The 21265-nt window shown below is 67.4% G+C and carries 14 protein-coding genes, 1 tRNA gene and 1 pseudogene; 10 read left to right on the plus strand and 6 right to left on the minus strand.

The window, feature by feature from the left end; all coding sequences use genetic code 11:
• Positions 1–13: 13 nt before the first annotated feature.
• The gene (gene polA / locus GA0115254_RS16625; protein ID WP_093896068.1) at positions 14–2725 is read right to left on the minus strand and encodes a DNA polymerase I; all 2712 of its coding nucleotides are present in this window, start codon (positions 2723–2725) and stop codon (positions 14–16) included.
• Between the two features lie 151 nt (positions 2726–2876).
• Between polA and GA0115254_RS16630 the strand changes: the two genes are divergently transcribed.
• From GA0115254_RS16630 to GA0115254_RS16660, 7 genes are all read left to right on the plus strand, one after another.
• Entirely contained in the window at positions 2877–5168 is a 2292-nt protein-coding gene (locus GA0115254_RS16630) for an FdhF/YdeP family oxidoreductase (protein ID WP_093896093.1), read from the plus strand.
• Between the two features lie 100 nt (positions 5169–5268).
• Positions 5269–5739 carry a PaaI family thioesterase gene (locus GA0115254_RS16635; RefSeq protein WP_093896069.1) on the plus strand — a complete coding sequence of 157 codons (471 nt, stop codon included), beginning with the start codon at positions 5269–5271 and terminating at the stop codon, positions 5737–5739.
• A gap of 669 nt (positions 5740–6408) precedes the next feature.
• The gene (locus GA0115254_RS16640; RefSeq protein WP_093896070.1) at positions 6409–7623 is read left to right on the plus strand and encodes a branched-chain amino acid ABC transporter substrate-binding protein; all 1215 of its coding nucleotides are present in this window, start codon (positions 6409–6411) and stop codon (positions 7621–7623) included.
• A gap of 109 nt (positions 7624–7732) precedes the next feature.
• Positions 7733–8662 (plus strand): branched-chain amino acid ABC transporter permease, encoded by a 930-nt coding sequence (locus GA0115254_RS16645; protein WP_093896071.1) that lies wholly within the window; start codon positions 7733–7735, stop codon positions 8660–8662.
• Positions 8663–8667: 5 nt separating this feature from the next.
• Entirely contained in the window at positions 8668–10464 is a 1797-nt protein-coding gene (locus tag GA0115254_RS16650) for a branched-chain amino acid ABC transporter permease (protein WP_093896094.1), read from the plus strand.
• Positions 10465–10469: 5 nt separating this feature from the next.
• Positions 10470–11402: an ABC transporter ATP-binding protein gene (locus tag GA0115254_RS16655; protein WP_093896095.1), complete on the plus strand. Its 933-nt coding sequence runs from the start codon at positions 10470–10472 to the stop codon at positions 11400–11402.
• Positions 11399–12115 (plus strand): ABC transporter ATP-binding protein, encoded by a 717-nt coding sequence (locus GA0115254_RS16660; RefSeq protein WP_093896072.1) that lies wholly within the window; start codon positions 11399–11401, stop codon positions 12113–12115. Before GA0115254_RS16655 ends, GA0115254_RS16660 begins: the two co-directional genes overlap by 4 nt.
• A 73-nt stretch (positions 12116–12188) precedes the next feature.
• Here GA0115254_RS16660 and GA0115254_RS16665 read toward each other — a convergent pair whose 3' ends face one another.
• The gene (locus tag GA0115254_RS16665) at positions 12189–12851 is read right to left on the minus strand and encodes an ANTAR domain-containing response regulator (protein WP_093896073.1); all 663 of its coding nucleotides are present in this window, start codon (positions 12849–12851) and stop codon (positions 12189–12191) included.
• 95 nt (positions 12852–12946) lie between these two features.
• On the opposite strand from GA0115254_RS16665, the gene GA0115254_RS16670 reads away from it, so the two are divergent.
• A tRNA-Leu gene (locus GA0115254_RS16670) sits at positions 12947–13029 on the plus strand.
• A gap of 86 nt (positions 13030–13115) precedes the next feature.
• On the plus strand, positions 13116–13901 hold the full coding sequence (locus GA0115254_RS16675) for a hypothetical protein (RefSeq protein WP_093896074.1): 786 nt from the start codon (positions 13116–13118) through the stop codon (positions 13899–13901).
• Positions 13902–13909: 8 nt separating this feature from the next.
• Here the strand turns inward: GA0115254_RS16675 and pyk are convergent, their stop codons facing one another.
• Both pyk and GA0115254_RS16685 read right to left on the minus strand, forming a co-directional pair.
• Entirely contained in the window at positions 13910–15343 is a 1434-nt protein-coding gene (gene pyk / locus GA0115254_RS16680; protein WP_093896075.1) for a pyruvate kinase, read from the minus strand.
• A gap of 136 nt (positions 15344–15479) precedes the next feature.
• Positions 15480–16184, minus strand: a complete 705-nt coding sequence (locus GA0115254_RS16685; protein ID WP_093896076.1) for an SIMPL domain-containing protein — start codon at positions 16182–16184, stop codon at positions 15480–15482.
• Positions 16185–16351: 167 nt separating this feature from the next.
• Between GA0115254_RS16685 and GA0115254_RS16690 the strand changes: the two genes are divergently transcribed.
• The gene (locus GA0115254_RS16690; RefSeq protein WP_093896077.1) at positions 16352–18163 is read left to right on the plus strand and encodes a bifunctional metallophosphatase/5'-nucleotidase; all 1812 of its coding nucleotides are present in this window, start codon (positions 16352–16354) and stop codon (positions 18161–18163) included.
• Between the two features lie 91 nt (positions 18164–18254).
• Here the strand turns inward: GA0115254_RS16690 and GA0115254_RS16695 are convergent, their stop codons facing one another.
• Both GA0115254_RS16695 and GA0115254_RS16700 read right to left on the minus strand, forming a co-directional pair.
• Positions 18255–19673: a lysine N(6)-hydroxylase/L-ornithine N(5)-oxygenase family protein gene (locus tag GA0115254_RS16695; protein ID WP_093896078.1), complete on the minus strand. Its 1419-nt coding sequence runs from the start codon at positions 19671–19673 to the stop codon at positions 18255–18257.
• Positions 19670–21068, minus strand: a pseudogene (locus GA0115254_RS16700) (aspartate aminotransferase family protein). Before GA0115254_RS16700 ends, GA0115254_RS16695 begins: the two are co-directional and overlap by 4 nt.
• Between the last annotated feature and the right edge of the window lie 197 nt (positions 21069–21265).

Here is a 21265-nt window from a genome sequence, read left to right on the forward strand (position 1 = left end):
CGGCGCCGCCGCGTCAGTGCGCTGCGGACTCCCAGTCCGTACCGACACCCACCGATACATCCAGCGGGGCGCGCAACTGCACGGCCGTGGACATCTCGTGGCGGAGGATCTCCTCCACCTGTGCCCGCTCGCCCTCGGCGATCTCCAGAACGATTTCGTCATGGACCTGGAGCAGCATCCGGGACTTCAGCTTCGCCTCGGTCAGCGCTTGGTCGACCTGGAGCATGGCCACCTTGACGATGTCCGCGGCCGTGCCCTGAATCGGTGCGTTGAGCGCCATGCGCTCGGCCATCTCGCGGCGCTGACGGTTGTCGCTGTTGAGGTCGGGGAGGTAGCGGCGGCGGCCGAAGGCCGTCTCCGTGTAGCCGGTGGCCCTGGCCTCCTCCACCACGCGGTGCAGATAGTCACGCACTCCGCCGAACCGCTCGAAGTAGGTGTCCATCAGGCCGCGCGCCTCGCCCGCCTCGATGTTCAGCTGCTGGGAGAGGCCGAACGCGGAGAGCCCGTACGCGAGTCCGTAACTCATGGCCTTGATCTTGCGGCGCATCTCCGGGTCGACGGCCGACTTGTCGACGCCGAAGACCTGCGAGGCGACCGTCGTGTGCAGGTCCTCGCCGGAGGTGAACGCCTCGATCAGGCCCGCGTCCTCGGAGAGGTGGGCCATCACGCGCAGTTCGATCTGGCTGTAGTCGGCCGTCATCAGCGTTTCGAAGCCCTCGCCGACGACGAAGCCCCGGCGGATGGCCCGGCCCTCGTCCGTACGGACCGGGATGTTCTGCAGGTTGGGGTCGGTGGAGGAGAGCCGGCCGGTCGCCGCCACCGTCTGATTGAACGTGGTGTGGATACGGCCGTCCGCCGCGATCGTCTTGATCAGGCCCTCGACGGTGACCCGCAGCTTTGCCTGCTCGCGGTGGCGCAGCATGATGACCGGCAGCTCGTGCTCGGTCTGTGCGGCGAGCCAGGCCAGGGCGTCGGCGTCCGTCGTGTACCCGGTCTTCGTCTTCTTCGTCCTGGGCAGACCCAGCTCGCCGAAGAGGACTTCCTGGAGCTGCTTGGGCGAACCGAGGTTGAACTCGCGGCCGACCGCCGCGTGCGCCTCCTTCACCGCCTGCTGCACCGCACCGGCGAACTGCTGCTCCATCCCTTCCAGATGGGCCCGGTCGGCGGCGATGCCGTGCCGCTCCAGACGGGCCAGCAGAGCGGACGTCGGCAGCTCCATGCCCTGCAGCAGCTCGGTCGCGCCGACCTCTGCCAGCCGGGTGGTGAACGCATCGCCCAGATCCAGGACCGCGCGGGCCTGCGTCATCAGGGCGTCGGCCTCGGCCCGGTCGTCCGCGCCGAAGGCCAGCTGCCCGTCGGACGCCGCCGCGGGGGCCAGCTCCCGGCCCAGATACTCCACCGCCAGCGCGTCCAGCGCGAAGGAGCGGCGCCCGGGCTTGACCAGATAGGCGGCCAGCGCGGTGTCCATCGTGACGCCGTCGACCTGCCAGCCGTGCTCGGGGAAGACCCGCATGGCGCTCTTCGCGTTGTGCATGACCTTCGGCCGCCGCGCGTCGGCGATCCACGCGGCGAACGCCTGCTCGTCGCCCTCGTCGAGCTCCGCGGGGTCGAACCAGGCCGCCGCCCCGTCGGCCGCGGCGAGCGCGATCTCGGTGACCGTGCCACTGCCCACCGCCCAGGTGTCGACGGTGGCGACGCCGAGCGGCTGCCCGCCATGTGCGGCGAGCCAGGGCGCCAGCTCGCCCGCGCCCAGCACCGCGCCGTCCAGTTCGATGCCCGCGGCGGGCGCCGGAGTCTCGTCCTCGGCCGCGCCCGGGTCGACGGCCAGCAGCCGCTCGCGCAGGCTCGGGTTACGGATCTCCAGGACGTCCAGCACGCCCGTCACCGCGGTGCGGTCGTACGGTGCGCGCTCCAGGTCCTGCGGGGTCTTCGGCAGCTCCACGTCGCGGACCATCTCGGTCAGCCTGCGATTGAGCCGCACCGCGTCCAGGTGGTCCCGGAAATTCTGCCCGGCCTTGCCCTTGACCTCCTCGGCGCGCTCCACCAGCTCGTCGAACGAACCGAACTGGTTGATCCACTTCGCGGCGGTCTTCTCACCCACACCGGGGATGCCCGGAAGGTTGTCCGACGGGTCACCGCGCAGCGCCGCGAAGTCCGGGTACTGCTGCGGCGAGAGCCCGTACTTCTCCTCGACCTTGGCCGGGGTGAAGCGCGTCAGCTCCGAGACGCCCTTCGTCGGGTACAGCACGGTGACGTTGTCCGTGATCAGCTGGAACGAATCCCGGTCACCGGTGACGATCAGCACCTCGAAGCCGGCCGCCTCGGCCTGCGTGGCCAGCGTGGCGATGACGTCGTCCGCCTCGAAACCGTCGACCGCGAAACGGTCGGCGTGCATCGCGTCGAGCAGCTCGCCGATCAGCTCGACCTGCCCCCTGAACTCGTCCGGGGTCTTCGAGCGGTTCGCCTTGTACTCGGGGAACTCCTCCGAGCGCCAGGTCTTGCGGGAGACATCGAACGCCACCGCGAAATGCGTCGGCGCCTCGTCACGCAGCGTGTTCGCCAGCATCGACGCGAAGCCGTACACCGCGTTCGTCGGCTGCCCCGAACCTGTCGTGAAATTCTCCGCAGGCAGCGCAAAGAACGCCCGGTACGCCAGGGAGTGCCCGTCCATCAGGAGCAGGCGCGGTCGGTTGTCTGCCGTCTTCTTCGATGCCGTCTCAGCCACGCCCCCGATCCTGCCACGGACCACTGACAATCCCGACCGGACATGGCTCGCCGGACTCTCTGTCGGTGCCTCGTGACAGGATCGAGGGAGGAACACGTACTGCATCGCCGCGCACCGCGCAGTGATGCAGTTGCTCAAAGGGGAGCACGAAATGGCCACGAAGCCGCCCACAGGTGACCCGGTCCAGGATGCGCCGCGGGTCGAGCCGGCACAGCACGCCGCCGCCGGACTGCCGGCCGTCGCGCACAGCCTGCTCATCGCCCAGCAGCAGATGGGCGTGCGGCGCACCGCGCAGACCCTCCTCAAGGTCAACCAGAAGAACGGCTTCGACTGCCCCGGCTGCGCCTGGCCCGAGGGTGACGAGCGGCACACGGCGGAGTTCTGCGAGAACGGCGCCAAGGCCGTCGCCGAGGAGGCGACGCTGCGCCGTGTCACCCCCGACTTCTTCGCCGCGCACCCGGTCGCCGACCTCGCCTCGCGCAGCGGGTACTGGCTGGGCCAGCAGGGGCGGATCACCCAGCCGATGTACCTCCCCGAAGGCGCCGAGCGGTACGAGACGGTGACCTGGGAGCGGGCCTTCGGCATCATCGCCGAGGAGCTGGGTGCGCTCACCTCGCCCGACGAGGCCCTCTTCTACACCTCGGGACGCACCAGCAACGAGGCGGCGTTCCTGCTCCAGCTGTTCGCCCGCGAGTTCGGCACGAACAACCTCCCCGACTGCTCCAACATGTGCCACGAGTCCTCCGGCTCGGCGCTGACGGAGACCATCGGCATCGGCAAGGGCAGCGTCTCGCTGGAGGACCTCCACCAGGCGGACCTGATCATCGTCGCCGGGCAGAATCCCGGCACGAACCACCCCCGGATGCTCTCCGCCCTGGAGAAGGCCAAGTCCGCGGGCGCGAAGATCATTTCGGTGAATCCGCTGCCCGAGGCCGGCCTGGAGCGGTTCAAGAACCCGCAGACCCCGCTCGGCATGATCAAGGGCGCCGCGCTCAACGATCTCTTCCTGCAGATCCGCATCGGCGGCGACCAGGCCCTCTTCCGGCTCCTCAACAAGATGATCCTTCAGGCCGAGGGCGCCGTCGACGAAGCCTTCGTACGCGACCACACCCACGGCTACGAGGAGTTCGTGACCACGGCCCGCGAAGCCGACTGGGAACAGACCCTCGCCGCCACCGGCCTCGACCGCAGCGACATCGAAGCGGCCCTCGCGATGGTCCTCGCCTCGAAGCGCACCATCGTGTGCTGGGCCATGGGCCTCACCCAGCACAAACACTCCGTACCGACCATCCGCGAAGTCGTCAACTTCCTTCTGCTGCGCGGCAACATCGGCCGCCCCGGCGCCGGAGTCTGCCCCGTCCGCGGCCACTCCAACGTCCAGGGCGACCGCACCATGGGCATCTTCGAACGGCCCGCACCCGAATTCCTCGACGCACTCGACAGGGAATTCTCGATCACCTCACCGCGCCACCACGGCTACGACGTCGTCCGCTCCATCCAGGCCCTGCGCGACGGCGATGCCAAGGTCTTCTTCGCCATGGGCGGCAACTTCGTCGCGGCCACGCCCGACACGGAGGTCACCGAGGCCGCGATGCGCCGCGCCCGCCTCACCGTCCATGTCTCCACCAAGCTCAACCGCTCGCACGCCGTGACCGGCACCCGCGCGCTGATCCTGCCGACGCTGGGCCGTACCGACAAGGACGTCCAGGCGAGCGGCAAGCAGTTCGTCACGGTCGAGGACTCCATGAGCATGGTCCACGCCTCACGCGGCAACCTCACCCCGGCAAGCCCGCATCTGCTGTCCGAACCCGCCATCGTCGCCCGCCTCGCCCGCGCCGTCCTCGGCCCCGGATCGGCCACCCCCTGGGAAGAGTTCGAGAAGGACTACGCGACGATCCGCGACCGCATCTCCCGCGTCGTCCCCGGCTTCGAGAACTTCAATGCCCGCATCGCACACCCCGGCGGTTTCACCCTCCCGCACGCCCCGCGCGACGAGCGCCGCTTCCCCACCGCGACCGGCAGGGCCAACTTCACCGCCGCACCCGTCGAGTACCCCGAACTCCCCGAAGGCAGGCTGCTGCTGCAGACCCTGCGCTCGCACGACCAGTACAACACCACGATCTACGGCCTCGACGACCGCTACCGCGGCATCAAGGGCGGCCGCCGCATCGTCCTGGTCAACCCCGACGACGCCCGCACCCTCGGCCTGACCGACGGCGCGTACACCGACCTCGTCAGCGAATGGAAGGACGGGGTGGAGCGCCGCGCCCCCGGCTTCCGCATCGTGCACTACCCGACTGCCCGGGGCTGCGCCGCCGCCTACTACCCGGAGACCAACGTGCTGGTCCCCCTCGGCTCCACCGCCGACACCAGCAACACCCCCGCCAGCAAGTCCGTCGTCGTGCGCTTCGAGAACATCCAGGGGCAGAACGCCCAGAGGTAATCCGTACCACAACCCACTAAGCGTTCGCTCAGTCGTCTGATAAGAACGATGCACACAGCAATAAAGCTATGAACCACGCAGACGATCGGAGCCGGACCCCATGGGCGAGCACACCGCACCCAAGTTCCCCCAGGAGATCATCGACGAGTACGCCACGCTCGGCGTCGATCTGCCCGCACTCTTCTCCGCCGGCCACCTCGGCGAGCGGATGGGCGTCACGATCGTCGAAGCCTCCGCGGACCGCGTCGTCGGCACCATGCCCGTCGAGGGCAACACCCAGCCGTACGGACTCCTCCACGGCGGCGCCTCCGCCGTCCTCGCCGAGACCCTCGGCTCGGTCGGCTCCATGCTCCACGGCGGCGCCACCAAGCTCGCTGTCGGTGTCGACCTGAACTGCACCCATCACCGAGGGGTACGGAGCGGACTCGTCACGGGCGTCGCCACCCCCGTACACCGCGGCCGCTCCACCGCCACGTACGAGATCGTCATCACCGATGAGCACGACAAGCGGGTCTGCACCGCCCGCCTCACCTGCATGCTCCGCAACGCACCGCAGGCCAGCGCCGCCTGACCGACCGAAACACACCGCACAACACCCCCGACACCACTGCCCGGCCGGACCGCATTCCGGCCGGGCAGCACCATTCCCGCCCACAACCACCCACGCACAAGGCATTGTTGAGCAATCGAACCGGCCAACACCCTTGACTCTCCAGCTGGTTGTGTGGCCACCTCGGCACCCCGGCCACACCCGGCACACACCCCACGCACACAACACCGCGTCGACCACATCGGCCCCGATGTAACACTGCGTAACAAGTGCGCAATGCGCAACGTCTCCGCGCAGCACCCCGAACCCCGCCCCGCAGAAGCCGGGCTGCTCGTCGCGCCCCCATATCGCCCTCTTCGCCCCTCGACGCGCGACAGCAGCAAGATCACCTCAAGCCCCTTAGCAGAGCTGCGCGTTCTCACGATGCGGTCATTTCATCGACTCGTAAAAAGCCGTACATGTCCGCACAGCCACCTCAAGCCTTGCTCAAGGGCATAACAAGACAGTCACATCCTGCGGCGGACCCATCCCGGACCCCCACACCTGCGCCTAGAGTCACCGCCAGTCACCGCGCCGCCGGGCGCGTCTGCAGCACGGCCCTGTACCAACCAGTACGGCCCGGCGAACGACACGGCACCTCAAGCAGAGGAGGCCGCGCCAGGGAAAGGACCTTTCGTGCGACACCGTTCTTTGCTCATCCTCACCACAGTGCTCACCACAGGAGCACTGACACTCACCGCCTGCGGGTCGCGCGACGACAGCAAGAAGAGCAGCAGCGGCGACACCCAGACCGTCGTCATCGGCGTCGACGCGCCCATCACGGGCGACCTGTCCGCCCTCGGCCTCGGCATCAAGAACTCCGCGGAACTCGCCGTCAAGACGGCCAACAAGGACAAGACCGTCCCCGGCATCAAGTTCGAGGTCAAGCCGCTCGACGACCAGGCACAGCCCTCCGTCGGACAGCAGAACGCCCAGAAGTTCATCGACGACGACACCGTCCTCGGCGTCGTCGGCCCGCTGAACTCCGGCGTCTCCCAGTCGATGCAGAAGCCGCTCAACGACGCCAGCCTCACCCAGATCTCCCCCGCCAACACCGGCACCGAACTCACCCAGGGCGAGAACTGGAAGACCGGCGACAAGAAGCGCCCCTACAAGACCTACTTCCGCACCGCCACCACGGACCAGATCCAGGGCGCCTTCGCCGCGAAGTACCTCTTCAACAACGCGAAGATCAAGCAGGTCTACCTCATCGACGACCAGAAGCCCTACGGCGCCGGTCTCGCCGCCTCCTTCAAGGCGACCTTCACCACCCTCGGCGGCAAGATCGTCGGCACCGACCACGTCAACCCCGACGACCGCGACTTCAACGCCGTCGTCACCAAGGTCAAGAAGTCCGGCGCCAAGGCCGTCTACTACGGCGGCGAATACCCCGCCGGCGCACCCCTGAGCCAGCAGCTCAAGGACAGCGTCCAGATCCCCCTCATGGGCGGCGACGGCATGTACAGCGCCGACTTCATCAAGCTCAACAAGAAGGCCCAGGGCGACATCGCCACCTCCGTCGGCAAGCCCGTCGAGGAACTCGACTCCGCCAAGAAGTTCATCGCGGACTACAAGACGGCCGGATACAAGGACGCCTACGAGGCCTACGGCGGCGGCACCTACGACGCCACCTGGTCGATCATCGAGGCCGTCAAGATCGCCGTCGCCGAGAACGGCGGCAAGCTCCCCAGCGGCGACGACGCCCGCGCCAAGGTCCTCGCCGCCATGGCCAAGGTCAAGTTCGACGGCGTCACCGGCCCCGTCTCCTTCGACGAATACGGCGACACCACCAACACCATGATGACCGCCTACCAGGTCGACGGCGGCAAGTGGACGTCCAAGCTCAGCGAGGTCTACAAGCCCTGACCCGGCCCGCCCCTCCCGAGCACGCACTGAACTGACACCAGACCGCGCGGGGGCGCTACCAGCGCTCCCGCGCGGTGCCATATCCGAACCACTCCACGGAGGCCCTGCGGTGAACGAACTGCCGCAACAGCTGGCCAATGGACTCATCCTCGGCGCGATGTACGGTCTCATCGCGATCGGCTACACGATGGTCTACGGAATCATCCAGCTCATCAACTTCGCCCACGGCGAGATCTTCATGATCGGAGGCTTCGGAGCTCTCACCGTGTACCTCTGGATGCCGGCCGGCGTCTCCCTCCTCGCAATCATCCCACTCATGATCATCGGCGGCGTCATATGCTCCGTCGCCGTCAGCACAGCCGCCGAACGCTTCGCCTACCGGCCCCTGCGCAACGCCCCCCGACTCGCCCCGCTCATCACCGCGATCGGACTCTCCCTCGCACTCCAGCAGGCCATCTGGAAGTGGTACCCCGACGCCAAGAAGGACCGCTCCTTCCCCCAGTTCAAGGGCGAAGCGATCGACATCTTCGGCGCCCACATCCAGCGCGGTGACCTCTTCGTCCTCATCACCGCACCCATCTGCATGCTCGCCCTCGGACTCTTCGTCTCCAAGACCCGCACCGGTCGCGGCATGCAAGCCACCAGCCAGGACCCCGACACCGCAAAGCTCATGGGCATCAACACCGACCGCATCATCGTCATGGCCTTCGCCATCGGTGCCGCGTTCGCCGCCGTCGCCGCCGTCGCCTACGGGCTCAAGAACGGCCAGATCGGCTTCAAAATGGGCTTCATCATGGGCCTCAAGGCCTTCACCGCAGCCGTACTCGGCGGCATCGGCAACATCTACGGCGCCATGCTCGGCGGCGTCGTACTCGGCATCGCCGAATCCCTCGCCACCGGCTACATGAGCAACGTCCCCGGCATGGAACTCTTCGGCGGCGGCGCCTGGAAGGACGTATGGGCCTTCGTCCTCCTCATCATCGTCCTGCTGCTCCGCCCCCAGGGCCTGCTCGGCGAACGCGTCGCGGATCGGGCGTGATACCGATGACCACCAACCACACCACCGCACCCGGGGCCGCCCCCTTCCTCGCGATCCCCGCAGCCGCGGCCCGCATCGGCACCCTCGCAGGCGCTGCCGTCGCACTCGTCGGCACCTTCCTCGCCTGGACCTGGACCAGCGAATTCCCCGGCGACCTCACCGTCACCGGCTACCCCGGCGGCCTCCAGGTCCTCACCCTCATCAGCGCCGCACTCACCCTGCTCTTCGCGCTGTCCGGATACGGAATCCGAGGCCTCGGCTGGCTCACCCCCGGCGGCACCAACAGCCCCGTCCGCCTCCTGGCGCTCGGCACCTTCGGCACCACCGGCTACACCATCGGCGCCATCGCGTACGACCTCGGCGGCGTCGTCAACCTGGAACCCGGCGCCTGGGTCAGCGGCATCGGCGCACTCATCGCCGCCTCCGCCGCACTCGGACTCCCCGGCGACCAGCCGCACCCCAGCACCACAACGGCCGGCGCCTGGCAGCGCTTCCGCAACAGCCTCGGCGCCCCGCCGGCCCGCCGCGCCAAAGCGCTCCCCGACTGGACCGAGATCCTCATCATCGTCGTGTCGTTCGGCATCGGCCTCCAGGTCTTCGCCTACGGCATCGACACCGACTACACCGAACTCTTCATCGGCTTCCTCATCACCGTCGGCTTCGGCTTCACCGCACTCCACCGGGCCGGACTCGTCTCCCGCCTCACCGCCCTGACCACGAAGCACCGCAACATCACCCTCGCCGCCGCCCTCGTCGCCGCCGTCTGCTTCCCGTTCACACAGCAGAAGGAGGAATACGCGCTCATCGGCGCCAACATCCTCATCTTCGGCACCGTCGCACTCGGCCTCAACGTCGTCGTCGGCCTCGCCGGCCTCCTCGACCTCGGATACGTCGCCTTCCTCGGCGTCGGCGCCTACGCCGCCGCCCTGGTCTCCGGCTCCACCATGTCGGCCATCGGCGTCGAATTCCCCTTCTGGGCCGCCGTCCTGACCGGCGCAGGAGCCTCGCTCGTCTTCGGCGTACTCATCGGCGCACCCACACTCCGACTACGCGGCGACTACCTGGCCATCGTCACCCTCGGCTTCGGTGAAATCTTCCGCCTCACCGTGAACAACCTCAACGGCAACAGCGGCCCCGACCTCACCAACGGCTCCCAGGGCATCCCCAGCATCCCCGACCTCAACTTCTTCGGATTCGACTTCGGACTCAAGCACGACATCCTCGGCTTCACCCTCGGCAGGTCCGCCAACTACTACCTGCTGATGCTCGTCTTCACCGCCGTAGTCGTCCTCGTCTTCCGCCGCTCCGGAGAATCCCGCATCGGCCGCGCCTGGGTCGCCATCCGCGAGGACGAAACCGCAGCCACCGCCATGGGCATCAACGCCTTCCGCCTCAAACTGCTGGCCTTCGCCCTCGGCGCCACCCTCGCCGGCCTCGCCGGAACCGTCCAGGCACACGTCAACTACACCGTGACACCCGAGCAGTACCAGTTCGCCGGCTCCGTACCTCCCAACTCCGCATTCCTCCTCGCCGCCGTCATCCTCGGCGGCATGGGAACCCTCAGCGGACCCCTCGTCGGCGCCGCACTGCTCTACCTCATCCCGGCCAAACTGCAGTTCATGCAGGACTACCAGCTCTTCCTCTTCGGCGTCGCACTCATCCTCCTGATGCGCCTGCGCCCCGAAGGCCTGGTCGCCGACCGCAGGAAGCAGCTCGAATTCCACGAGACCGACCAGCTCGACGTACCAGAGCCACGGCAGTCCGAAGAGACCGACGCCGGCATCGCCAAGGCGGGGGCGTGACCACCATGACCACCACCACGAAAACCGCCACCACCGTCCTCGACGCGAGCGGCGTCACCATGCGCTTCGGCGGCCTCACCGCCGTACGCAACGTCGACCTCACCGTCAACGCGGGCGAAATCGTCGGCCTCATCGGCCCCAACGGCGCCGGCAAGACCACCTTCTTCAACTGCCTCACCGGCCTCTACGTCCCCACCGAGGGCAAGGTCAGCTACAAGGGCACCGTCCTGCCGCCCAAGCCCCACCTCGTCACCCAGGCAGGCATCGCCCGCACCTTCCAGAACATCCGGCTCTTCGCCAACATGACCGTCCTGGAGAACGTCCTCGTCGGACGCCACACCAGGACCAAGGAAGGCCTCTGGTCCGCCCTCCTGCGACTCCCCAGCTTCACCAAGGCCGAACACGCCAGCCGCGAACGAGCCATGGAACTCCTGGAGTTCATCGGCCTCCAGGACAAGGCCGACCACCTCGCGCGCAACCTCCCCTACGGAGACCAGCGCAAGCTGGAAATCGCCCGCGCACTGGCCAGCGACCCCGGACTCCTGCTCCTCGACGAGCCCACCGCCGGCATGAACCCGCAGGAAACCCGCGTCACCGAAGAACTCATCTTCGCCATCCGCGAGCAGGGCATCGCCGTCCTCGTCATCGAGCACGACATGCGGTTCATCTTCAACCTCTGCGACCGCGTCGCCGTCCTCGTCCAGGGCGAAAAACTCGTCGAAGGCACCTCCGACGTCGTCCAGAGCGACGAACGCGTCGTCGCCGCCTACCTCGGCACCCCCTTCGAAGGCGCCCCCGGCGCCGAAGAAGTCGCCGAGGTCGAAGCCGCCGAAGCCGGCGCCGCCAAGACAGCCGACAGCACCGCCGACACCAGCGGCACCGCCGACGCCACCAGCACCACCAGCACCACCAGCACCGAGGAGGAGGACACCCGATGACCGCACTGCTAGAGGTCGAGGACCTCCGCGTCGCCTACGGCAAGATCGAAGCCGTCAAGGGCATCTCCTTCACCGTCGAAGCCGGCCAGGTCGTCACCCTCATCGGCACCAACGGTGCAGGCAAGACCACCACCCTGCGCACCCTCTCCGGGCTCCTCAAGCCCGTCGGCGGCAGCATCCTCTTCGACGGCAAACCGCTCAACAACGTCCCGGCCCACAAGATCGTCTCCCTGGGCCTCGCCCACTCCCCCGAGGGACGACACATCTTCCCCCGGCTGACGATCACCGAGAACCTCCAGCTCGGCGCCTACCTCCGCAACGACAAGGCAGGCATCGAGAAGGACATCCAGCGCGCCTACGACCTCTTCCCCATCCTCGGGGAACGCCGCAAGCAGGCCGCCGGAACCCTCTCGGGCGGCGAACAGCAGATGCTCGCCATGGGCAGGGCCCTGATGTGCCAGCCCAAGCTCCTGATGCTCGACGAACCCTCCATGGGCCTCTCCCCGATCATGATGCAGAAGATCATGGAGACCATCGTCGAACTCAAGGCACAGGGCACCACCATCCTGCTCGTCGAGCAGAACGCCCAGGCCGCGCTCTCCCTCGCCGACCACGGCCACGTCATGGAGGTCGGCAAGATCGTCCTCTCCGGCACCGGCGCGGACCTCCTCCACGACGAGTCCGTCCGCAAGGCCTACCTCGGCGAGGACTGACCCCTCCCACTCATACGCGAGAGGCCCGCACCCCGATCGATCCGGGGTGCGGGCCTCTCTCGTATACGCGCGCCTACTGGTCGCCGTCCTTCGCCGCCCGCTTCTTCTCCTCGGCATCCTCGATCAGCGCCTCGGCAAGCTGCTGCATCGACAGCCGACGGTCCATCGACGTCTTCTGGATCCAGCGGAACGCGGCCGGCTCCGACAGCCCGTAATCCGTCTGCAGAATGCTCTTCGCCCGGTCCACCAGCTTCCGCGTCTCCAGCCGCTGCGCGAGGTCGGCGACCTCACCCTCCAGCGCCTTCAGCTCCGCGAACCGCGACACCGCCATCTCGATGGCCGGCACCACGTCGCTCTTGCTGAACGGCTTCACGAGATACGCCATCGCCCCCGCGTCCCGCGCCCGCTCGACAAGATCGCGCTGCGAGAACGCGGTGAGCATCAGGACCGGCGCGATGGACTCCTCGGCGATCTTCTCCGCGGCGGAGATCCCATCCAGGATCGGCATCTTCACATCGAGGATGACCAGGTCCGGCCGGTGCTCCCGGGCGAGCTCGACGGCCTTCTGACCGTCGCCCGCCTCACCGACAACCGCGTAGCCCTCTTCTTCCAGCATCTCTTTGAGGTCGAGACGGATGAGCGCCTCGTCCTCGGCGATGACGACGCGGGTCGTCAGCGGCGGAACGTGCGACTTGTCGTCGTCGGCGACGGGCTGGGGCGACTCGGGGGCGGTCACGGGGACTCCTCGTTCCAAGGGCAGGTACAGCTCCTATGAGCCTACCTAGCAGCGGACCGGGCGTGTCACCCGGTACACTTTCCGGCAGCAGCCTCGCCGGGTTGGTGGAATGGCATACACGGATGTCTCAAACACATCTGCCCGAAAGGGCTTGCGGGTTCGAATCCCGCACTCGGCACATGCGAGACAAAGCGGATGTTCACGTTCTCGTGAACATCCGCTTTCTGCTGCACTCAGTAGCGAGTGGTCGCTCATGGTGTTCGCATGAACTTCCACGGACCAGAATTACGGCAGAAGGCGCTCACCCTCCTTCGAGGCGGCGCAAAGAACGCGGACGTGGCACGGAAGCTGAACGTACCCGCCGGCACGATCAGCTACTGGAAGCACATGGACCGCGCCAAACGCGGCGAGTGCCCGGGAGCCCATCGTTCCTTCTGCCCACGATGCGAGGGAGAGTTGGACCGCTCGGCCTACGCCTACCTTCTCGGCCTCTATCTCGGTGACGGGCACATAATCCAGAACAAGGCCATGCGCACGCCCAGCCTGTCCATCACATGCGCCGATTCCTGGCCAGGCCTCATGGATCTGTGCGAGAGCTCTATGCGTGCCGTCTTCCCCGATAACTCTGTGTGCCGCGTCCGCCGGAAAGGGTGCCGCGAGGTGAAGATGTACTCCAAGCATCTTTGGTGCCTCTTCCCTCAGCATGGCCCCGGCAAAAAGCACGAGCGCCCGATCGTCCTCGCAAACTGGCAACAGGAGATCGTGGACGCACACCCGTGGGAGTTCATCCGTGGTCTGATCCATTCCGACGGATGCCGCATCACCAACTGGACCACCCGCCTCGTCTCCGGGGAGCGGAAGCGCTACGAGTACCCGCGCTACTTCTTCTCCAACAAGTCCGACGACATCCGCAAGCTCTTCTCCGACACCCTCAATAAGGTCGGAGTCCAGTGGACGACCCTCGCTCGCGGCAGCGATCCGTTCAACATCTCCGTCGCCCGACGGGCGTCCGTCGCGCTCATGGACGCCCACGTCGGGCCGAAGTACTGACGACCGGCCTACTTCGGGCTGTCGTCCTCGCCGATGTGGTGCACCCGGACCAGGTTCGTCGAGCCCGGGACTCCCGGCGGGGAGCCGGCCGTGATGACCACGATGTCGCCCTTCTCGCAGCGGCCGATCTTCAGCAGTTCCTCGTCGACCTGGGCCACCATCGCATCCGTCGATTCCACGTGCGGGCCGAGGAAGGTCTCGACGCCCCAGGTCAGGTTCAGCTGGGAGCGGGTGGCCGGGTCCGGGGTGAAGGCCAGGAGCGGGATGGGTGAGCGGTAGCGGGAGAGGCGCCTGACCGTGTCGCCGCTCTGGGTGAAGGCGACGAGGAACTTGGCGCCCAGGAAGTCGCCCATCTCGGCCGCCGCGCGGGCCACCGCGCCGCCCTGGGTGCGGGGCTTGTTGCGGTCGTTCAGGGGCGGGAGGCCCTTGGCGAGGATGTCCTCCTCGGCGGCTTCGACGATGCGGGACATCGTGCGGACCGTCTCGATGGGGTACTTGCCCACGCTGGTCTCGCCGGAGAGCATCACCGCGTCCGTGCCGTCGATGACCGCGTTGGCGACGTCGGAGGCTTCGGCGCGGGTGGGGCGGGAGTTGTCGATCATCGAGTCGAGCATCTGGGTGGCGACGATGACCGGCTTGGCGTTGCGCTTGGCGAGTTTGATCGCGCGCTTCTGGACGATCGGTACCTGCTCCAGGGGCATTTCGACGCCGAGGTCGCCGCGGGCGACCATGATGCCGTCGAAGGCGGCGACGATGCCGTCGATGTTCTCGACGGCTTGAGGCTTCTCGACCTTGGCGATGACGGGGAGGCGGCGGCCTTCCTCGTCCATGATGCGGTGGACGTCCTCGATGTCGCGGCCGCTGCGTACGAAGGAGAGGGCGATGACGTCGGCGCCGGTGCGCAGGGCCCAGCGGAGGTCTTCGATGTCCTTCTCGGAGAGTGCGGGGACGGAGACGGCGACGCCGGGGAGGTTGAGGCCCTTGTGGTCGGAGACCATGCCGCCCTCGATGACGGTGGTGTGGACGCGGGGGCCGTCCACTTCGGTGACTTCGAGGGTGACTCGGCCGTCGTCGACGAGGATGCGTTCGCCGGTGGTGACGTCGGTGGCGAGGCCGTCGTAGGTGGTGCCGCAGGTGTGGCGGTTGCCTTCCATGGGTTCGACGGTGATGGTGAAGCTGTCGCCGCGTTCAAGGAGTACGGGGCCTTCGCGGAAGCGTCCGAGGCGGATCTTCGGGCCTTGAAGGTCGGCGAGGATGCCGACGCTGTGTCCGCTCTCGTCGGAGGCCTTGCGTACGTGGTGGTATCGCTCTTCGTGTTCGGCGTAGGTGCCGTGGCTGAGGTTGAGGCGGGCGATGTCCATTCCCGCTTCGACCAGTGCCTTGATCTGGTCGTATGTGTCGGTGGCGGGGCCCAGGGTGCAAACGATTTTTGCTCGGCGCATGGTTTGAGCCTAGACCTTACCTACGGGTAGTTGATTGGCCCCGTATGACGACCCAACAACCTTTGGGTGAAGGGTTATTGACAAGTGTTGAATTGTGCGCCGGGGTGCTCGGATGAGCGTTGGATGAGCGTTCTCTTTATAGTTTTGGCGGTGACATGGTGAAGCGGGCGTTCACCTGGGCGTAGACCGTCTGGCGTTGTGGTTCCAGGTCGAGGGCCGGGGCGGGTTCGGCGGCTGCGCCGCCGTAGGCCGCGCGTCCCCGGAGGCCTCCGGGTGCGGCGGGCATGGCTATGGCGGGGGCGGCGTTCTCCGCGCCGAGGTCGGCGAGTTCGACCAGGGCGGTGAGGTGGGCGCCGAGGGCGTCGGCGTATTCGCGGGCGCGTTGGACGGCTTCGCGTACGGCCTGGCGGCGGGCGTTGGCGTGGGCGGGTGAGTCGGGGCGCAGGGCCCACCAGGGGCCGTTGATGCGTGTCATGTCGAGGTCGGCGACACGGGTGGTGAATTCGCCGAGTGCGGTGAAGTCGTTGAGGACGGCGGTGACGTGGACGCGTCCGTGGTAGGCGCGGATTTTTTCGTCGCGGCCGCGTTGGGTGAGTTCGGGGGTGATGGAGAATGCGCCGGTTTCGAGTTTTTCGACTGCTTGTCCGTAGGACCGTGCGAGTTCGAGGACGTGGTTGTTGCGTCGGGTGAGGTCTTCGAGGGCGGCGCGGCGGTCTTTTCCGCGGGCGCTGACGGTGATGCCGATGTGGGCGGTCTCGGGGTCGACTTCGAGGCGGGCTTCGCCTCGGACGGCGACGCGGGGGTGGTCGGGGGTGCCGTAGGGCGGTGGGGTGTCGGTCATGGGTCCACTCTCGCATCCGGGTAGGACAGCGGGTGGTCATCAGATCGAAACCCGCAGGGGGTGTTGCCGGGTGTGGCTTCTGGGTCATTATCTACGCGCGTTGTGCACTGCGAGAACTGAGCTGTGCGAGTACTGAGCTGTATGAGAACTGAGATGTGGGAGACGAAATGCCGCTGAACCGTAGGACGTTCCTGGGCACATCGGCGGCCGCCGGTGCCGGTGTGGCGATGGCTGGTGGTTCCGCCGTTCCCGCCGCGGCCCACGGTCCTGGTCATGGGTCCGGCCATGGGCGTCCGCCGAAGCGGTACTCGTTCACCGTGATGGGCACCACGGATCTGCATGGGAACGTCTTCAACTGGGACTACTTCACCGACAAGGAGTTCGACGACAAGGCCCACAACGATGTCGGTCTGGCGAAGATCTCCACGCTGGTGGACCAGGTGCGCAGGGAGAAGGGCCGTCACAACACCCTGATGATCGATGCGGGTGACACGATCCAGGGCACCCAGTTGTCGTACTACTACGCCAAGATCGATCCGATCACGGCGAAGCGTGGCCCGGTGCACCCGATGGCGCAGGCGATGAATGCGATCGGCTATGACGCCGCGGCGCTCGGCAATCATGAGTTCAACTACGGCATCCCGGTGCTGCGGAAGTTCGAGGAGCAGTGCGACTTCCCGTTGCTGGGTGCGAACGCGCTGGACGCGAAAACGTTGCGGCCGGCGTTCGCCCCGTACGTGATCAAGAGGATGCGTACCCCGCACGGTCCGGATGTGAAGGTTGCGATCCTGGGTCTGACCAACCCGGGCATTGCCATCTGGGACAAGGCGAATGTCAGCGGGAAGATGGTGTTTCCCGGTCTGGAGGAGCAGGCGGCGAAGTTTGTGCCGCGGCTGCGTTCCATGGGTGCGGATGTCGTGATCGTTTCGGCGCATTCGGGCAGCAGTGGTACGTCGTCGTACGGTGATCAGGTTCCGTATGTGGAGAACGCGGCGGGTCTGGTGGCTGAGCAGGTTCCGGGTATCGACGCGATCCTGGTCGGGCATGCGCATCAGGAGATTCCCGAGTATTTCGTGGAGAACAAGCAGACCGGCAAGAAGGTGGTGCTCTCGGAGCCGTTGAAGTGGGGGCAGCGGCTGACGCTGTTCGACTTCGATCTGGTGTGGGAGAAGGGCCGTTGGGTGGTGGAGAAGGCGGGTTCGCAGGTGTTGAACTCCAACACCGTGGCCGAGGACCCGGAGATCACGAAGCTGCTCATGGACGAGCATGAGAAGGTCGTGGCGTACGTCAATCAGGTCATCGGGACGTCCACGGCGGCGATGACGACGGCGGAGGCGGCGTGGAAGGACGAGCCGATCATTGATCTGATCAATGTCGTCCAGGCGGAGACGGTGAAGGCGGCGCTGGCGGGTGGTGAGTACGCGGCGCTTCCCGTTCTCTCGCAGGCGTCCTGTTTCTCGCGTACGGCGCAGATCCCGGCGGGGAATGTGACGATCAAGGATGCGGCGGGTCTGTACCCGTTCGAGAACACTCTTGAGGCGCGGCTGCTGACGGGTGCGCAGATCAGGGACTATCTGGAGTTCTCGGCCCGGTACTACGTGCAGACGGCGGCCGGTGCTCCGGTGGACACGGCGAAGCTGACGAACGCGGACAACACTCCGGACTACAACTACGACGCGGTGTCGGGTCTGACGTACGAGATCGATATTGCGAAGCCGAATGGTTCGCGGATCGTGAATCTGTCGTTCGAGGGCAAGCCGATCGATCCGGCGGCTCGGTTCGTGTTGGCGGTGAACAACTATCGGGCGAGTGGCGGTGGCAATTTCCCGCATGTGCCGGGTGCCAAGCAGTTGTGGGCGAATTCGGAGGAGATCCGTAACACGATCATTGCCTGGGTGCAGGCGAAGGGTTCGGTGGACGGTGCGCAGTTCGCTTCGGTGGACTGGCGTCTGACGCGGGATGGTACGCCGGTGTTCTAGGCGTTCGCCTCTGGGGGTGTGCTGGTGTGGGTCGGCGGCCGTCTTCTCCTTGTGGAGGGGGCGGCCGCCTTCTGTCTGTGTGTGTAGGGGTTCAGTTGCTCTGGGTGAGGGTGATGAGGTCGGGGTTCTGGGTGGGGATGGGTGGGGTTTGGGGGGTGAGGCCGAAGGTGGTGAAGGCGGTGCGTTGTGGGAGGGGGTAGGCGTTGGTGCCGGTGAGGTTGTTGAGGATGGTGGCGCTGCGCCAGGCGGCGAGTCCGAGGTCGGGGGCGCCGACGCCGTGGGTGTGGCGTTCGGCGTTCTGTACGTAGACGTTGCCGGTGACGGTGGGGTCGAGGACGAGGCGGAACCGGTCGTCGATGTGGGGGCGTTCGGAGGCGTCGCGGCGCATGTGGGGGTCGAGGCCGGTGAGGATGTGGTCGAGGGGGCGTTCGCGGTAGCCGGTGGCGAGGACGACGGCGTCGGTGGTGAGGCGGGATCGGGTGTTCTGCTGGGTGTGTTCGAGGTGGAGTTCGACGCGGGTGCCGGCGACGCGTCCTGCGGTGCGTACGGAGACTCCGGGGGTGAGGGTGGTGTCGGGCCAGCCGCCGTGGAGGGTGCGGCGGTAGAGCTCGTCGTGGATGGCGGCGATGGTGTCGGCGTCGATGCCTTTGTGGAGCTGCCATTGGTGGGGGACGAGTTCGTCGCGTACGGATTCGGGGAGGGCGTGGAAGTAGCGGCTGTAGTCGGGGGTGAAGTGTTCCAGGCCGAGTTTGGAGTACTCCATGGGTGCGAAGGCCTGGGTGCGGGCGAGCCAGTGGAGCTTTTCTCGGCCTGTGGGGCGGGCGCGCAGGAGGTCGAGGAAGATTTCGGCGCCGGATTGTCCGGATCCGATGACGGTGATGTGTTCGGCGTCGAGGAGTGTTTCGCGGTGGTGGAGGTAGTCGGCGGAGTGGATGACGGGGATGGATTCGGCTTCGGCGAGGGGTTTGAGGGGGTCGGGGATGTAGGGCTCGGTGCCGATTCCGAGGGCGATGTGGCGGGTGTGTGCGCGGCCGAGTGCTTCGGCTTCGCCGCTGGTGTCGAGTTGGGTGAAGTCGACTTCGAAGAGGCTGCGTTCGTTGTTCCAGCGGATGGCGTCGACCTGGTGGCTGAAGTGGAGGCCGGGGAGTTGGTCGCTGACCCAGCGGCAGTAGGCGTCGTATTCGGCGCGTTGGATGTGGAAGCGTTCGGCGAAGTAGAAGGGGAAGAGCCGGTCGCGGCTGCGCAGGTAGTTGAGGAAGGTCCAGGGGCTTGCGGGGTCGGCGAGGGTGACGAGGTCGGCGAGGAAGGGGACTTGGAGGCTGGCTCCGTCGATGAGGAGGCCGGGGTGCCAGTGGAAGGCGGGGCGTTGTTCGTAGAAGGCGGTGGTGAGGGGGTGGGGGTTGCCCGGGATGCCGTGGGCGAGTGCGGCGAGGGAGAGGTTGAAGGGGCCGATGCCGATGCCGACGAGGTCGTGTGGCTGGTCGGTCTCGGGGGTGGGCAGGTCGGTCATCGGGGGGTGTTGCCTTCCGCGAGGTCGTTGGCGAGTTGGTTGACGAGGTCGAGGAGTGTGCGGAGGTTGTCGGGGGTGGTGTGGGGGTTGAGGAGGGTGGCTTTGAGCCAGAGGCGGTTGTCTGTGTGGGCGCGGCCGAGTACGGCGTGGCCTCGGGTGAGCAGGGTGCGGCGGATGGTGGCGACGGTGTTGTCGTCGGCGTCGGTGGGGCGGAAGAGGACGGTGCTGATGGTGGGGCGGTCGTAGAGGTCGAGGGTGGGGGTTTTGGCGATGAGGTCGGCGAGGTGGTGGGCGGCGGCGATGGTGTGGTCGATGAGGTCGGCGAGTCCGGTGCGGCCGAGGGCTTTGAGGGTGACGGCGATCTTGAGGGCGTCGGGGCGGCGGGTGGTGCGCAGGGAGCGGCCGAGGAGGTCGGGGAGGCCGGCTTCGGTGTCGTCGTCGGCGTTGAGGTAGGGGGCGTGGTGGTGGAGTGTGTCGAGGTGGGTGCGGTCGGGGGTGGCGAGGATGCCTGCGGGTGCGGGTTGCCAGCCGAGTTTGTGCAGGTCGAGGGTGACGCTGTGGGCGCGGTCGAGGCCGTGGACCTTGCCTCGGTGGGTGGGGCTGAAGAGGAGGGGTCCGCCGTAGGCGGCGTCGATGTGGAGTTCGGCGCCGTGGGTGGTGCAGAGGTCGGCGATGTCGGCGAGTGGGTCGATCTGGCCGGTGTCGGTGGTGCCTGCGGTGGCGGTGACGAGTAGGGGGCGGTGGAGTTCGGTGAGGGCGTAGTCGAGTGCGGCGAGGTCCATGACGCCTGTGGGGGCGGGGATGACGACGGGTGCGGGGAGGCCGAGGAGCCAGGCGGCGCGGGTGATGCTGTGGTGGGCGTTGGCGGCGCAGATGGTCTGTACGGGGCCGTTGCGTTCGCGGGCGAGGAGCAGGGCGAGTTGGTTGGCTTCGGTGCCGCCGGTGGTGATGAGTGCGTCGGGTGAGGGCTGGTGGGGGTAGATCTCGGTGGCGAGTGCGGCGGTGATGTCGGCTTCGAGGGCGGAGGCTGCGGGGGCTTGGTCCCAGGAGTCCATGGAGGGGTTGAGGGCGGAGGCGGCGAGGTCTGCGGCGGCGGCGAGGGCGAGGGGTGGGGTGTGGAGGTGGGCTGCGCAGAGTGGGTGTGCGGGGTCTGCGGCGCCTTCGGTGAGGGCGTTGATGAGGGTGCGCAGTGCGTCGTGGGGGCCGGTGCCGTGGTCGGGGATGACGGGGTGGGTGGCGGTGCGCAGTCCGGGGGGTGACGGCGTCGGGTCCGCCTGCGGGGAGGGGGCCGTCGCGGCGGTGGGCGCCGTCGTGCAGTGCGGTGAGGACGGTGTCGATGAGGGGGCGCAGGGCGGCGGGGCCGGTGGTCGAGCCGGCGAGGGGCGGGGTGGGCATGGTGGCGGGGTCCTTCGGGTGTGCATGGGTGGACATGCCAGCTTGTCCGGGTTTTCGGGGGCGCCGCCGCAGAGCTCGGTGATCTGAACTCGAAAGGGGGATGCGGGTTGGGTGGAGGGGTGTTGTCGGGGGTTTCGGTGATATGGGTGTGGCGTCGGATATGGGTGTGCCCGGCGCCTCCCTGTGTGGTGGGGGTG

This window comes from Streptomyces sp. Ncost-T10-10d (assembly GCF_900091955.1).
Taxonomy (GTDB): Bacteria; Actinomycetota; Actinomycetes; order Streptomycetales; family Streptomycetaceae; genus Streptomyces.

Coding starts and splice junctions, on each gene's coding strand:
- GA0115254_RS16695 (WP_093896078.1), bottom strand. CDS start 19,673: ATGACCGACCTGCCCACCCCCGAGACCGACCAGCCACACGACCTCGTC.
- GA0115254_RS16660 (WP_093896072.1), top strand. CDS start 11,399: ATGACCGCACTGCTAGAGGTCGAGGACCTCCGCGTCGCCTACGGCAAG.
- GA0115254_RS16675 (WP_093896074.1), top strand. CDS start 13,116: ATGAACTTCCACGGACCAGAATTACGGCAGAAGGCGCTCACCCTCCTT.
- GA0115254_RS16635 (WP_093896069.1), top strand. CDS start 5,269: ATGGGCGAGCACACCGCACCCAAGTTCCCCCAGGAGATCATCGACGAG.
- GA0115254_RS16690 (WP_093896077.1), top strand. CDS start 16,352: ATGCCGCTGAACCGTAGGACGTTCCTGGGCACATCGGCGGCCGCCGGT.
- GA0115254_RS16685 (WP_093896076.1), bottom strand. CDS start 16,184: ATGACCGACACCCCACCGCCCTACGGCACCCCCGACCACCCCCGCGTC.
- pyk (WP_093896075.1), bottom strand. CDS start 15,343: ATGCGCCGAGCAAAAATCGTTTGCACCCTGGGCCCCGCCACCGACACA.
- GA0115254_RS16630 (WP_093896093.1), top strand. CDS start 2,877: ATGGCCACGAAGCCGCCCACAGGTGACCCGGTCCAGGATGCGCCGCGG.
- GA0115254_RS16655 (WP_093896095.1), top strand. CDS start 10,470: ATGACCACCACCACGAAAACCGCCACCACCGTCCTCGACGCGAGCGGC.
- GA0115254_RS16650 (WP_093896094.1), top strand. CDS start 8,668: ATGACCACCAACCACACCACCGCACCCGGGGCCGCCCCCTTCCTCGCG.